General features: G+C 33.6%; 8 protein-coding genes. All 8 read left to right on the forward strand.

Going from position 1 to position 16,322, the window contains the following annotated elements; all coding sequences use genetic code 11:
* Position 1: 1 nt before the first annotated feature.
* The 8 genes from ALPR1_RS11920 (at position 2) to maoP (ending at position 16,311) form a co-directional block, all read left to right on the forward strand.
* Positions 2–3,103 carry a type I restriction endonuclease subunit R gene (locus tag ALPR1_RS11920; RefSeq protein WP_008200989.1) on the forward strand — a complete coding sequence of 1,034 codons (3,102 nt, stop codon included), beginning with the start codon at positions 2–4 and terminating at the stop codon, positions 3,101–3,103.
* Complete coding sequence (locus tag ALPR1_RS11925) at positions 3,103–3,816, forward strand: M48 family metallopeptidase (RefSeq protein ID WP_008200991.1); 714 nt, start codon at positions 3,103–3,105, stop codon at positions 3,814–3,816. The genes ALPR1_RS11920 and ALPR1_RS11925 overlap by 1 nt, the downstream gene beginning before the upstream one ends.
* Positions 3,817–3,842: 26 nt before the next feature.
* The gene (locus tag ALPR1_RS11930; protein ID WP_008200992.1) at positions 3,843–6,416 is read left to right on the forward strand and encodes a UvrD-helicase domain-containing protein; all 2,574 of its coding nucleotides are present in this window, start codon (positions 3,843–3,845) and stop codon (positions 6,414–6,416) included.
* A gap of 142 nt (positions 6,417–6,558) precedes the next feature.
* A complete protein-coding gene (locus tag ALPR1_RS11935) occupies positions 6,559–7,056 on the forward strand; it encodes a hypothetical protein (RefSeq protein ID WP_008200994.1) in 498 nt (165 codons plus the stop codon).
* Between the two features lie 35 nt (positions 7,057–7,091).
* A complete protein-coding gene (locus ALPR1_RS11940; RefSeq protein ID WP_008200995.1) occupies positions 7,092–7,775 on the forward strand; it encodes a RipA family octameric membrane protein in 684 nt (227 codons plus the stop codon).
* A gap of 35 nt (positions 7,776–7,810) precedes the next feature.
* A complete protein-coding gene (locus ALPR1_RS11945) occupies positions 7,811–13,453 on the forward strand; it encodes an ATP-binding protein (RefSeq protein WP_008200997.1) in 5,643 nt (1,880 codons plus the stop codon).
* A gap of 3 nt (positions 13,454–13,456) precedes the next feature.
* On the forward strand, positions 13,457–15,775 hold the full coding sequence (locus ALPR1_RS11950) for a PIN domain-containing protein (RefSeq protein WP_008200999.1): 2,319 nt from the start codon (positions 13,457–13,459) through the stop codon (positions 15,773–15,775).
* A 149-nt stretch (positions 15,776–15,924) separates the two neighbouring features.
* Complete coding sequence (maoP, locus tag ALPR1_RS20350) at positions 15,925–16,311, forward strand: DUF413 domain-containing protein (RefSeq protein ID WP_008201000.1); 387 nt, start codon at positions 15,925–15,927, stop codon at positions 16,309–16,311.
* Positions 16,312–16,322: the final 11 nt, after the last annotated feature.

A 16,322-nucleotide genomic window follows, 5' to 3' on the forward strand; every position in this document is an offset into this window, starting at 1 on the left:
TATGCCAGGTGAGATAGAACGAATTACGCAAAACCGCATCGTAAAGCTCTTCCAAAAGAAAGAAGGCTTAAACTACAGTTACCTTGGTGACTGGGAAGAGCGTGAAGGTAATAGCAATATTGAGGTAGAGTTGCTCACTAAATACTTAAAACGACAAGGCTACTCTCCTGCTCACATCAGTAAAGCTATTTTTGAATTGCAGTCAGTTGCAACCAACTTCAACGATAGCCTCTATACCACCAATAAAGAAGTTTACAAAAAGCTTCGCTTTGGTGTACAGGTAAAGGTAAACGCTGGCGACAACTACGAGACGGTAAAGCTCTTCAACTGGACTGATCCTCTAGACAATGACTTCGCCATAGCGGAAGAAGTAACCTACAAAGGCAACAAGACCAAGCGACCAGACATTGTAATCTATGTCAACGGTATTGCGTTAGCTGTACTGGAACTGAAACGTGGTATAATAGATATAGGCGAAGGCATCCGACAAAACATCACCAACCAACAAGACCGATTTATACAACCCTTCTTTTCTACCGTGCAGATCCTGTTTGCTGGCAACGATTCAGAAGGGCTACGCTACGGAACAATCAGTACAGAAGAGAAATGGTATTTAGGATGGAAAGAAGACGTTGATAATACTAGTCAACTTATGCTTGACAAGTACCTCCAAAAGATTTGTGACAAAGAACGGTTTATGGAGCTGTTGTACGACTTTGTGCTGTTTGACGGAGGCATTAAAAAACTACCCCGTGTGCATCAGTATTTCGGTGTAAAGGAAGCAGAGAAGTTTGTGAAGCGATACGAAGGTGGCATCATCTGGCATACACAAGGAAGTGGCAAGAGCTTGACTATGGTGTACCTAGCCAAGTGGATTTTGGAGAATAATCCAAATGCACGCATCGCCATCCTTACTGATAGAACCGAACTTGACAAACAGATAGAAGATGTATTCACCGATGCAGGAGAAAGCATCTACCGGACAAGTAGCGGAAGAGATTTAATGACTCAATTGAGTCAAGAAAAACCTCGATTGCTTTGTTCATTGGTTCACAAGTTTGGCAACAAAGACACCAAGAACTTCGACAAGTTCATCGCTGAACTGGCAGAGAACCCTTTTCCGGTAGCTGGTGAATTGTTTGTATTTGTAGATGAATGTCATCGTACTCAAAGCGGTAAGCTGCATCGCACCATGAAAGCCATGCTTCCAAACGCTGTGTTCATCGGTTTTACGGGAACTCCCCTACTCAAAAAAGACAAACAAACCAGTTTGGAAGTATTTGGTAAATACATCCATACCTATAAGTTCAACGAAGGTGTAGAAGATGGAGTCATCTTGGATTTGATGTACGAGCCACGAGACATAGACCAACGTCTGACATCTGAAAGCAAGGTAGATGAATGGTTTAAGGCAAAGACAAAAGGATTGAACGAATTCCAGACATCAGAGCTCAAAAAGAAATGGGGAACGATGCAGAATGTACTCAGCAGTCGTTCTCGCATGGAAAAGATCGTAGCAGACATCACCTTTGACTTTAGCACAAAGCGATTGCTTACATCTACACGAAGTAATGCTATTCTGGTCGCAAACTCCATTTATGAAGCGTGTGAATACTACAAGCTTTTTCAAAAGACAGAATTCAAAGGCAAGTGTGCTGTCATCACTTCCTACAACCCACATCATGGAGATGTAACCACCGAAGACACTGGAGCAAACACCGAGACCAAGAAAGAGGCAATTTACAACTTGTATGAAGAGATTCTAAAGGATGTAGAAACACTGCCAAACAAAACCAAGACTGAAAGCTATGAAGATTGGGCAAAGCTCAAATTCAGAAAAGAGCCTGCTAATATGAAACTGTTGGTGGTTGTCTCAAAACTGCTTACAGGTTTTGATGCTCCAAGTTGTGCTTACATCTACCTGGACAAAAGCATGCAAGATCATGGTTTGTTTCAAGCCATTTGTAGAACCAATCGTGTGAATGGAGAAGAAAAGGACTATGGCTATATAGTGGATTACAGAAATCTGTTTGATAGCGTTGGTGCAGCTATATCTGTTTACACCTCAGAGTTAGATATGGATGATTTTGATTCAAAGGACATTAGTGTCATGTTGGAAGATCGTCTGACTGTTGGAAAAAAGCGACTCGATGATTCCATTGAAGCGCTGGCTCTTTTGTGCGAACCTGTAAAGCCACCGAAAGGCACACTTCAATACATACACTACTTCTGTGGAAATCCGGAGAAAGAGGAAGACTTAAAGGAAACGGCCCCTCAGCGTACCGTGCTTTATAAAAACATAGTTGCTTTCATCAGAGCCTATGCTAACATAGCCGATGAAATGACCGAAGCGGGTTACTCAGTTAAAGAGGCAGCTGACATTCATAAAGAGCTAGACTTTTATCTAAAACTGCGTGAGGAAATCAAGAAGGCTTCAGGAGAAACATTGGATTTCAAAACATATGAAGCTGATATGAGGCATTTGATTGACACTTACATCCAAGCAGAAGATCCAGAGAACATATCCCCTTTTGGTGATATGTCTTTATTAGAGATAATAACGAATTCAGGTATTGGAGAAGCAATCGGTTCCTTACCCAAAGGGATCAAAGGAGATAAAGGAGCAATAGCAGAAACCATTGAAAATAACGTCCGAAAGAAGATTATTTCAGATCAATTGATAGATCCAGCCTTTTTCGAAAAAATGTCAAAGCTGCTTGCTGAGCTTATAAAAGAAAGGAAGGCTAATGCAGTAAGTTATGAGGAGTATTTAAAAAGAATTGCCGATTTGGCGAAACAGGTTAATGAAGGCAAAAATCCTGATACACCTCCAAAAATGGACACAAGTGGAAAACGAGCATTATATAACAATTTGAACGAGAATGAAGAGCTTGTGATAAAAATGGACGTAGCTCTAAAAACACAAAGTCCGGCAGATTGGAGAGGTATTAAGGCAAAAGAGAATATTGTTAAGAAAAATATTTATGACGTCCTCACTAAAGAAGAGGAAAATTTCGAGGCTGCTGAGCCAATATATAAATATGGTATTGAAGCAGAAGTAGTAAGAATATTTGAAATCGTTAAGAATCAACCAGAATATTGATGGAACAATTAGAGCTTGGTAACATCAGTATAGAGGTGGAACAAAAAGATATTAAGAACATTCATCTGAGTGTCTACCCACCTTACGGCAGAGTTCGTATTGCTGCACCCTCCAAAATGAAGATGGACACTATTCGTGTTTTCGTCATCTCCAAACTGCCATGGATTAAGAAACAACAAGAGTCCCTGCTTGCACAGGAACGAGAATCTCCACGAGAGTTCATTAATCGGGAAAGTCACTACTTCTTGGGCAAACGTTATCTACTAAAACTAATCGAAAATGATGAACCTCCAAAAGTAGAAATCGATCACAAATACATTCATCTGTACATCCGTAACGGAACAGACCAAACCAAACGGAAAGAAATTCTGGAAAGTTGGTACCGGATGGAATTAAAGAAGATAGTGCCAGATCTAATCGAGAAGTGGGAAAAGAAGATTGGTGTTCAAAGCAACGAATATAGGATCAAGCGAATGAAAACCAAATGGGGAACTTGTAACACAGAAGCAAAACGTATTTGGTTGAATCTAGAACTTGCTCGTAAACCAGTAGAATGCTTGGAGTACATCATTGTACATGAGCTTGTACACTTGCTTGAACGCAGTCACAACGCTCGCTTCATCAAATACATGGACGAATTCATGCCCAAGTGGCGATTTTATAGAGATGAATTAAACAGACTTCCTTACAGCCATGTGGATTGGGGGTATTGAATAGTTTTTAATTAAATTTTTATCAAATGAAGTATTTCTTAGACAAGTCTATAACTAAACAAATACAAGCCCTAATGAGAAGAGGGGGTCAATTTCAAAAAGCTGCTGAAAAAATCAAACAACTTGTTTTTGACATTAATAGCGGTGATCCTGATCCTTTTCGATCTTTAAGTACTACCAATCATGGAGAAACAAGGTTAAAAAACTGTGTCAAGTATGATCTTCAAGGTTACGCACGACTAATTACAATACAATCAAATGGAGAATGCATCCTGAAATTTTTAGGTACCCATGAAGAATGTGATAAATGGCTAAACAACAACAGAAACCTAAACTTAGGAATTGAAAAAGACTCGAAAGAAATTAAGGATGTCTACAAGTCGAAGAATATTCATTCTCCAGAAGAAAGAGTCGATCATGATTCCGATTACTCTGATGGGAAACTAGTAAAAAAAATAGGTGATCATTACCTTGATAAACTCTATGATCGAATTTCAATTAAACAATCTACAATTAGAAGTTTAGCAGAATTAGAGTCCACAAGTGAAGAAGATGAAATTCTAAGTTTATGTGAACAAATAGGTGAAAAGGCTGATCAAGAAGTAATTTTTGATGTCTTTATGGAATTAAGACACGGAAGTGTTGATCATGCAAAAAATAGGATCCTTGAATTTATTGATGAAATACAATTAATTGAAAAAGTTAAAGAGGAGGAAAAAGAAAACATCAATTCGAATGATCAATACCTGAGATTAGATGACCTAGAGGAAGAGGATCTTAAAATTCTGATGGACAATAAAAATTGGCATGATTGGATGTTATTTATGCACCCTGCCCAAAAACGAGTTGTTGATCAGGATTTTTCAGGTCCCGCAAGACTTCTAGGTGTTAGTGGGTCTGGAAAAACATGTGTAATCGTAAGAAGGTCCGTTAGATTAGCTAACAAATATCCCGACGAGAGAATTTTAATTCTTACACTTAACCGATCACTTGCCAAACTAATTAGAAACCTTGTTGATATTTTAATTGAAAGCAAAAGTCTTCCTGAGAAAACCAAAAGTCAAATTAAAGTTTCATCCTATTGGGAATTATGCCGTGAGTATATATTAAGGATAGATAAAGATCCCATGAGAGCTCGTCTCTATAATGACTTTGTTGATAAACATGAGGACAGTATTGATGAAATTTGGAGTGAGTTTTACAGATGCCAAAACAACAATTTTGACGCTGAAGTATTATTCCCTGTTCACCAATCTCTTCTATCCCGAGGAGTATTTCCCCAGAACTATATAAGACAGGAGTTTGACTGGATAAGAAGTGCCCTTCCAAATAAGGAAAGAAACAAATATTTATCAATTGAAAGAGATGGTAGATCGATCAATTTACCAGAGAATTACCGTGAAGCTATTTTAAACGGTCTAAAGAGTTGGGAAAAACATATGCCCGAAGTTGGAGTGACTGATTATTTAGGCCTATCCCAAAAAGTACTCAATTTTAAAGATCAAATTAAGGAAGAGTTTAAATGCATTTTAGTAGATGAATTTCAAGATTTTGGAACTATTGAAATGGAAGTCATTAGAAGGTTAGCACCAAAAGGTGAAAATGATTTATTCCTCTGTGGCGACATAGCGCAAGTTGTACATACAAAACATCACCGCATCAGGTCTGCTGGAATTAATATCATCCCCCAGAATTATCTTAAAATTGAAAAGAATTATAGAAATAGTAGGGAGATTTTAGCCGCAGCATATGAAGTATTTAAAAACAATACTACTTCTGAAATGTACCAACATGACGGGTTTGAGATTCTAAAGCCAGAATTTGCGAATTTCTCTTCTCCTAAGCCCTTTCTTAGACAAGCAAGTAGCCTAAGTAGGGCATTTATGTTTTCATGGGTATATCTAAATGATATTTTAGATTCAAAAAACCTTGAAAAGGCCTGTATTGCGATTTGTGGGTATTCGTATTATGATATAGACTTAATTGGTAAACAATTAAAGATTCCTGTTCTGGATGGTAAAATTGATTTATCAGGGGGAAATATATTTTTATCGGATTTAGAAAACACTAAAGGTTTTGAATTTGATAGAATGATCATACTTAACTGTAATGATCATGTAATTCCAAATCATGACTTACCAAAAGAAGAGTGGTTTAGAGAAATAAGTAAGTTTTATGTTGCAATGACAAGAGCTAAAAAAGAACTTATAGTCTCTTATAATAAAACAGCATCCTCCCTTTTCGATTCATGCAAAGACCTTTTTACAGAAGACAGATGGGTAGATCATGTCAATATTGATCTTATAAATGATGATTTCACTATGCCCTCCACCTCTGAAAATAATCTAAATAATGGATTTACGAATTTAATAGGTAAGGAGTTCCTTTACTCGAAAATCCCTATTGGGATAACTACTGAATTACAAAATAAAATTTTAGACACTGTTACTGGTAAAGATGCTTCTGATGGCTCAAAACCTTTAGAATGGCGTACTATTGGTAATTTGACAGTTTACATTAAAAGCAAAGGAAGAGACTACCCCCATTTATCACGTCTATTTGGACCAGAAAGAATAAAAGAGCTTGAAGACTTACTTTAGAATGATTTTTAATTTATGACTTCAGCGATGACAAAATATGCAGAGATATTCTCCAACATGCACGATAAATTTTGCTGAATATTTTGTTAGAAACTTCCTTTCATTTTGATAAATTAAATTTTCTCTGCCAATAACATATATAATGGGCTTTTTAAAAAGGAATATCATTTCATTCATCACATTAATTGCATTCATTTTGGTGCTAATTCTTTACTCAATTGAGCGCATAGAATTCAATTTATTTATAGGAAGTCTTGGAACCATTGTGACGATCTATTTCGGATTGATTCGATTTCAAATAGAGAATGATAAAATTTTTAAAGAGCTATTTACTTCATTTAATGGGAAGTATGATGAAAAATTTAACGACCTCATAAATGAATTAAAAACTGATCCAGATAAGACCTTAGAACAAGGTGAAATAAACCTCATTATTGATTATTTCAATTTATGTGCTGAAGAATATTTATGGTTTAGTAAAGGAAGAATACCTAAATCTGTTTGGAGGGCTTGGAAGTCTGGGATCATAGAGAATTTAAAAATCAAACAGGTAATGGATGTATTTGAAGTTGAAACCTCAACCAAAGAAGGAGAGATCTCCTTTTATGGTCTCGTAGAGGAATTGGGTAAGAGGGTTTAAGTAATATGAAATTTAACTTTTTAAAAAACATTAATATGTTATTTGGAAGTAAAGAATCAGCAAAAATCGAATTGTTTGAGAAATACAAGTTGCTAATAGCAGCCAGGAATTTTCACTATGAAAATTTCAACAAATGGTTGACATATTTTTACGTGGCAAATGCAGCAATATTTTTAGGCTATATCCAGATCATAACATCAAAAGAAACAGAATGCCCTGAAAAATATCAATTTGCTATACTTTCTCTAGGACTAATTGCAGGCATATTACTCTATTGGTCATCCAAGGGCTATTACTATTGGAATATTAACTATATCCTGCTTGTAAACTATTATGAAAAGGAGTTACTAGGATGGAAAGAAAGGGAGCGGATTTATTCCATGTTTGCAAACAAAAATGAACAAAACAGTTTCGCAAGTCCTGTCTCTGGAGCAAATTTCAGTACATCCAAAATAGCAATCTTATTTTCTTTCATCATTGCAACTTCATGGGGAGCTTTAATAATTAATTATACTGAGATACTATCAAAAATACCATTTATTAATCAATTCGATAGTGACCTAATAATCCCGATACTCCTTTCTGGTTTATTATTGATTGGGGTTTCTTGGTTATTTGGGTTAGGTAAAAACCATATACTTTGGAGCAATACTGATCCACTTCATGATTTAGAAATAAACCAAAAGAAACCATCCACAAACAGGGACATTATTTCATAAGAGACTAATTATTAAAAAATACAATAAACTTTTCAATGAAAAATTTTATTCAACAACTTAAAGACTACTGGAAATCAGAAGACTTAACATTCATTGCAACTTATACAAGACATAAAGGGGAGTCAGGATTTTTTAATGACTTTCTTAATCCGGTTAATAAATTCAAATTGTATTATCCGGAAATTGACGGAATAGAAATTGAAAATAAGCGTGTATCATTTTATCATCAGAAAGGTCCAGAATTAATTGATGGTCACTATTATAAAATTGAATTAGAATTCACAAATAGGCCTAATGGTAAGAATAATCCCTATTCATTAAAAATCAAAAACATTTCAAATCTCAATCAAGAATCCATCAAAGAATTTTTAGATGGGGACAAAGAGTCGAGTGAATATGAAGGCATTGAATTGTATGGATGCTACAACAGGAAAAATGAAAAGTTTGCTTCATTTGAAAATGTAATGTTCATTGATTCAGGCGAAATTTTAAAAAATCAAGGAGAAGCAATAAACGTTTTTGTATCTCCTAATATGAAATTGAAGGAAGGAGTGTATTACTCCTTTTTAATCAAAGAAAATGAAGGCAAACTTCCCAATGCAATTACTTCATCGATTAAGGAACTTGACTCAGATCCTTATGAAAAGCATATTGATTTTCGCTTTACTTATCTAAACAATCCTGGTGCAAATAAAAGCCTTGCCACAACCATGACAGAAATTGGCAAAGGTATGTATTCATCTAAGCAACGCATGATTTTTGAGCTCCTTCAAAATGCGGATGATGCTCCCGGAAGAGATAAAGTAGGGTTTCATATTGATTTCAAAGGAGATTATTTTTTTATAATGCATGACGGAGCCCCATTCAGTAAAAGTGACGTCGAGGCTATTACTAGATCTGGAGAAAGCACCAAACGAGATAAAAGAAAAGTAACTGGATATAAAGGAATTGGCTTCAAGTCAGTTTTCACCGACAGCTCGGAAGTATGGATTAAATCTGGTGGTTATCAGTTTGCCTTTCTAAGAGATAATAAGCTCTTTGAGGATTTTGACAGATTCTACTTTAGTGATGAAAGATACACCAAGTATCCAGATCTACTCATAAAAGATAAAGAAAAATATCAATTTGACAGGTTAAACTTTAAGGGATCAGAAGATATACCTTGGCAATTGATTCCAATTTGGCAAAAAAAACTTCCTCATGAATTTCAAGATACCAACTTTAACTTTTATAAAAATCCTGTTCAAATAGGCCTCAAATTCGGAAAATCACATATTGAAGACTACAAGGCTGCGATAGAGAATATTGTAAAAAAACCTCAATTTTTACTTTTTCTAAGAAACACTTCTAGATTTAATTCTCCTAAAAACCCTGTTATAGTAATACGAGAAGATGAAAATGAGCTCGTTGCTATTACCCTTTTGCAAGGACCAGTAGAAAAAAAATACTTATATAAAAAGCTTTCTTTTAAAGATATCCAAGTTTCAAATGAAGCTTTTTCGTCAAATGGTATTGGTCTATTAAAAGACTCGCAAGTAAATGATTATAATGAAATCACTTACTTCTTTACAGATTTGGAAGGAAATAAGATTACTACAATCCCTCCTAAAATAGCATCAGTTTCAGAAACAGAAGTATCTTTTGGGTTCTTAATACAAAATGGAAAATTAGTTTCTGAACCAGGTTATGCAACTTCAAATTCCCAATATTCGAGCTTATTCACATATCTTCCAATGGAAGATAAAAGATTCAAATTGCCATTCCTTGTAAATGGAGATTTTGTGCCAGATTCTCGAAGAGAAGAGATACAGGGTGATAACCTATGGAACAAGTATATTATGACTAAGGTAGCTGAGAAACATGTTGAAACCTTAGAAAAGTTTGCATTAGAATTTAAATCTGATAAGGTTTTTTACTCAGGTTATTTATCCTTGCTTCTAAAAGAACCGCTGCCAGGTGACGATTCGGCTCAACAAATCATAGATAGTTACAACGATAAATATTTAGAACAGCTTGAAATAAAGGAAATTATTGTTAATGATATTAATCACGTTCAATTATTATCAGCTACGATAATTGATAATACAGGCTTGACAGAATTGTTTGGTCACGATATTTTTTATGAGATTGTTGATACTGATAAACGTCTTCCACATATCAGTTTGGATGCCAGCTATTTAAAGAATTATGAATATTTAAAAGTTGAAATAATCAAGTTGAAAGAATTGGCCACTCATATTACTCCAGAAATTTGTAACCGCTTAGGTGAAATAATTGAGGAAAATTCACTTTATGAGAAACCTGAGTTATTGAAATGGTTAGATGGATTGGTAAGCCATATTCCTGAAAATTTTGGAAAAATCCCCTTTATTCCACATGACAACTCTTTGTTTTCTCTTGAAAGTTTAATGGCTGAACCTGATGCATGGTTAATCAATAAAAACACCCTCAAATATCAAGAACTTTTAATTGAGTTAGGCTACCATTCTATTAACCTAAATCTTCAAGATTATACCAATCTACAAACCTATATAAATGAAATGTCAGGCTATGTAAATGACAGATCATTAGCGTATGTTCGGTTAGCGGAAAATTCAAACTTATCCTCACTCAAAATTGAATTAAAAATTCAACTCATTGACTTTTTACAAAATAGTGAGTTTATGCAAGGAATAGGAAAGACTAAATACTTTGGCGAATTAAAGCTGTTTGTTGATGAAAATCGTATTGCTCGTCCTCTAAACCAATTAATTAGCCGACAAGATGTTATTGGAATTCCTTCAATCCAACATTTCAGGATTACTGAAGGCGAATATCTCCATCTTACCGATGCTTTAAAGAAAGAGTTAATCCCAAATAATGAAGTGTTTACCTCATTTATTCTGGATCCAGATTTGTTCGATGAATGGTCTGTTTCATTCTTTTCTAATAACATAGATACCTATGTAGAAAATTTGAAGTCTATATACAGCTGGAAGGATGAAGATGAAGAGATACTTCAAAGTAAATGGGCGGCTATACCGTGGTTGTATGTAAGCGATGAATTGAGATTTCTACATTCAGAAAAAATATTTTGGTCGAGGGGATTTAGCAATCTTTCTACTGAAGACTATGAGACAATAAAAGAAACTTTTCAAAAAGCTAAATTGAAAACACTTCCAATTAAAGAATGTGATGATATAATTCAGTCATTCACGCTTAAAACCGATAGTGATACTGATATAGATTGGACACAAATCAAAAATCTAGAATTACTATCCGCAAACTTACTTTTAGATTGGATGGAGAATGATGGAGCCTACAGTGATTTTTTTGAAGAATACAATCTAGAGTCTAGTGATGTTGATCTTTGGTCAATCGTAGAAATTGAAAATACTCAAATATTTGATGGGTCCGAAAAAGCCTTAAAGGCTTATATAGAATCAATTGAAAATCTGAAATCTCAATTCACTGAACTTAATTCATCTTTAGGCAAATCGACACGACACAAAATTGGCTTGCTGCAAGGTGATAAATTGCTAAAAGCAATTATTGAGTCAAAAGCCTTCGATCAGAATTTGGCTTCACTCCTACCCTCCTCAATTTCAAACGAACAACTGAAATCATTTATCTCGAATCTACCCGAATTAAATTTAAAAACAGGTGTTGAATACAATAGCACTACACCTGAACATGTAATTATAAATCAGTTAATTAAAACTATTGAAGACATTAATTCAATTCCTGATGATTTAACAAAATTGATAGAAATTTTCAGATCTAAGATTAAAATTAACGCTAACCCTTTGAGCGATTTTGATTTAAGTGACAGAATACAGTTTGGTAAAGGAGATGACAAATATATCCTAAAACTTTCAGATGTCTTAGAACAGTATAAAGGAGAGTCAAACGTTCTAGATGAATTAATCGAATCCTTTGTTTCTATAACAGATAAAAGGAAATTAAGAAAGCTTATTTTCAATACCAGAATGATGCCTTTAAATGAGGTACATTCCGTAATTGAAACAGAAAGTTCCGCATATTATTCAATCCATCAGGTTACATTTCAATTACTGGATAAAAAATATGGGACAAATAGAAAGTGGTCAAAAATCCATTTCGATGATTACTTAAAAAATCAAGGAAAGACTGAGGAATTACATGGGTCATATGCTACTTTTCTAACACTCCTATTTGAATTAGATTTTACAATTTTAGATAATTTTCGTTTCCATGATTTAGACCTAAAAAACTGTGTCGACAAAAGCGTGGCAATTAAATCGGAGTTGTTTCCACAATGGCTAGAGGAATGGATAAAGATTGATCAAACCAAAAGAATAGAATTTATAGCTAAACTTGGTTATAATGGATTGGATAGTCCTATTGTAAAATTAAGAAAAGCTACTATCTCAGAAAAACATGATCCAAATGTAATTATTCAGTATTTTCAAGAGTCTAAATCGAATCCCAAAATAGTTTGGAATACAATTCACTGGTTATCTGCATTTAATTCAGAAATTATCACAAAAAATATTAATTTAATTTATCAAATAAATAACTCAATTGATTTAAATATTGGTGATGCTAAATCTGTGATAATCCCGATTATAACTAAGATTAGCCCTAAAGGTGAAAAAAATTACACATTAAAGAACATTACCACTGAAAAGAAGCTGTATAGTATAAAAAAAGATGAGCCTTTTTCTCATGCTATATATCAAAAACTAAATGAATCCAACAAGGATGCCATTTTTATTGATTTTAGCTGTGGCAAAAGAACTTCCCATTTCAATTGTGAAGAAATCAAGCTAGTATGTAATATTGATGATGAATTACTTATAAGAAAATCAAAGTTATGGGATACTTTATTCTATAAAAAATGGGAATTTTCGTCAATCCATCAAATTTATATTTACGAGGGAAATGAAATACCTTTTAAATATACTTTTAACGATATCATAATCAACAGATTTACCCAAAACTTAGCAATTCTTTTCAATGGGAAGTATTATGTTTCAAAAATCCTTCAAAATAACATTATTGAAAATCTACCTAATTCATTTCCTAAGGATGCTTTAGAGAAACTCAAAAATTGGCATTATAAAACTCTTCAAAACGAATCGCTTTTAGATGAAGATTCCTATGAATACAAAGAAGATATTGATAGATTACTTCAAGGTAGACTTGGGATTTCAACAAAAGATCAAAAAACTGAAAGTGGGAATGCCAAAACTCATGCAGTTTACTTTTTAGATAAAGAAGGATTCAATTTATCAAATGTTAATAGTTCTGGAGCAGCCCTTACAAATATCATAGACCCCGAAGGAAATAATGTAAAATGTATTGTTCGAAGTGCAAAAGGGGGACTACTCTATTTAGACAAGGATCATTGGGATATGTTTGAAGATAACGACACTTACTTAGTTGTCATTTATCCAGGAAATTCACCTCGACTCTTCAAAAAAAGGTTAGAGCTATTAGATGATAGATTAGCCACAAATGTTCTATTTAAAGTTCCCAACAGTAGGGATACTGCTGAAATTGATGGGGTTTTTAATTCATTAAAATCAGAATCTCACCTAATATTGGTAACAAGTGAAAAAATGAAAGAAAGCCTATTTTCTGGTTTAAAAACTAGAAATATTATAACCCCAGAAACCGATATTGCAATTGAAGGAGATGGATTTTCATTAGACTAGCATATGGTAACTAAACAAGATCAAATTAATTTTTATACAGATGAACTTAGAGAGTTAGAGTTTTCTGTTAAAAGAATATTTAATTCTACCGGCTTATCCTTATTTCAGAATGGAGAACTATATGTTGGTCAATTTAAAGGTTTTGATTCTAAAAGAGGGAATGCCTTCTTTGATTTACCCTATGGAAACAAATATCATTCTCCAAGGCTTGACCAAAATCTAACTTGCTTCACATTAAAAACTGGATTTGAACGACCACAAACCTGGGAAAACATAACCTTTCTCGATCTTATAAAAGACAGAAATCGAACTGAAGCTAAAACTCTCGACTATATTTCATCCAAACGACAAGGGTGGATAACTCTGTTAGTAAGAGGAATGGATTATGAATTCGTTAAATCAATTCAAATAAACCAAATCTTAGGTTTTGGCCCTACAATCCCACCCTTTGAATATCTCCAAAATTTAAAATTGTTGAGTGAGTCATTTGATGAAAACAGCTCAAATATTTGGGAAAAAATTCTAGGTTTCAAATACAAGTTTAATAAAAATAAGATCCCAGGCCTATTATTAGAAGATCATGATATTGCCGGAGTTATAATAAATGAATTAAATAAATCAAATATTTATATTTTTCAAGGACCTCCTGGTACAGGAAAAACTCATCAAGTTGCAGAAATTGTCTCACGGTTAGCTAAAACTAATAAATCGGTTTTGATTACTGCCCTAACCAATAAAGCTGCAGTCGAAGTATGTAAAAAGGAATCTATTGCTGAATTACTTAAAAACAATAAAATCTCAAAACTTCCACTTTCAATTGATGAGAAAAAGATGTTCCCAGATCTTGGTTTGGCTAAAGAACTAGTTGCTAGTAAAGGCCATGTATTATTGACGACTTATTATCAATTTTCAAGAATTTGGCAAACTCAGAACAATTCATTCGACTATGTCATAGTTGAGGAAGCGTCACAAGCTTATCTTACTACAATTGCTGCAGCTTCGAAAGTTGGAAAGAAAGTGATAGTTGTAGGAGATCCAAAACAAATTTTACCAATCGTTAGCAATAAAAATTATGAGGAATATGAGAATATTGACCTTTTAGTCAATGGTATGGATACAATGGCCCAGATTGAAAGCTTTATATTCAACAGGAAAATTGAAACTCGAAGGTTGACTGAAAGGTCAACAATTTTCACAAATAGTTTCTATGAAAATACTATTCAATCTTTATCTATTAATAAGGATATCTATCCTGATAAAGAAAAGCTCATTTCAATGGGTGTCTTAATGCACCCATTGGGTGGTCCATCATTAATTTTATTTTCAGATAAGAAAGGAAGTATAAAAGAATCGATGCTGAACTTCTTGGTTAAAAGCATAGACGAATTATCCACTCTTAAAAAAAATGAAATTGCTGTTTTAACTCCCTATATAGAAACACTTAAATTTCTTCAACAAAATTTAAAATCAAAAACAAATTCTAGAAACTATTTAATTGAAACAGTTGATAGAGTTCAAGGATTAGATGTTGATTATTGCTTCTACGTCGTCCCAAAATCAAGTTCATTTTCATTTAACATAAATCGCTTCAATGTTGCAACAAGTCGGACTAAAAAATGCACATTTATTCTTGCTGAAGAGAAATATGATCATGTAGTTAATTTGTCAAATGAAGTTGATACTTACCTAAGAAAACTAAAGGAGGAATTTTCATTCCTCTATACAACCGAAGGTGAGTTAATTAAGAACAAAAATCAATCTGAAAATGAAATCACTAATTCTAAAATAGAAATCAGAAAAGAAAATCAAATTGAACATTCCGAAAAAAGAATTAAAACTGAATCAAAACTTCCTGGATTAAAGATTTTAGGCCATATAGATCTTTCTAAACGTGGAAAACACATAAGTATTGATAAGAATAATTATTACTTGATTGATACAAATGTTTTTATAGATGAACCGGAAATAATTAGTAAAATAGACAAGAAGTACCCAATTATACTTTCAGCAAAAGTCCTAGATGAACTTGATAGCTTAAAATTAAAATTGGATTCAGATGGTAAGAAAATGGTTCAAAGAGCCTTAAAGTCCATTAACCAAAACCAAAACTCTAGAGAAATTCGATTAATAACTTCAGATAAATCTTTACTTCCCGATGATTTTGACAAAAGATCACATGACAATCTGATTCTGACCGTATTGCTGAAATTCAAAGATGAAAATCCAATATTGATTAGCTCTGATAATGGATTACAGATAAAAGCGAAAGGACTTGGCTTTTCTGCCATAAATCTAAAAGATTTTCTTAGGTCAAATAGGTAGTTTTCCGAAAAATTTAATCTATCTCAAATCAATCTAGATACCGTAAATATTATTGAAAAGGCAAAATTGTTTTTATTAAAATACATTATTATGGGAAACCATAAATAATAATATACTTTATAAATTTTTTCATTTATTCAACTTTTTTTATGAAAGAAATAACCAGACATCAAAACCTGATCAAAAGAAAAGGAACTTTTATAGTTGATTGTAGCCACGCAATTTTCTCTGAGGAAGAATTGGACACTTTAAAGAAATATGGACACTGGTTTATGGCTCTTACTTCAGGCGAACTCAATCCAATTTCAGAACTTCAAGGTGAATTTATAAAAGTTGCAAAAAGAGAGAAAAATCCAACCTCTCCATTTGAATGGGCATGGTTTAAGTATTTGGGGAGAAAGCGTATTGAGGAAGAACATGGTGACAGACTTAAAATTCAATACACTCCGAAAGAAGATAGCTTTTACAGCAGAGAAATGGCAAAGCAACAAAAGAGAATGATTTTTAGTGTTGTTAGTAAGAATCACAAAGAATAAAAACTATAAAT

It is taken from the genome of Algoriphagus machipongonensis (genome assembly GCF_000166275.1).
GTDB lineage: Bacteria > Bacteroidota > Bacteroidia > Cytophagales > Cyclobacteriaceae > Algoriphagus > Algoriphagus machipongonensis.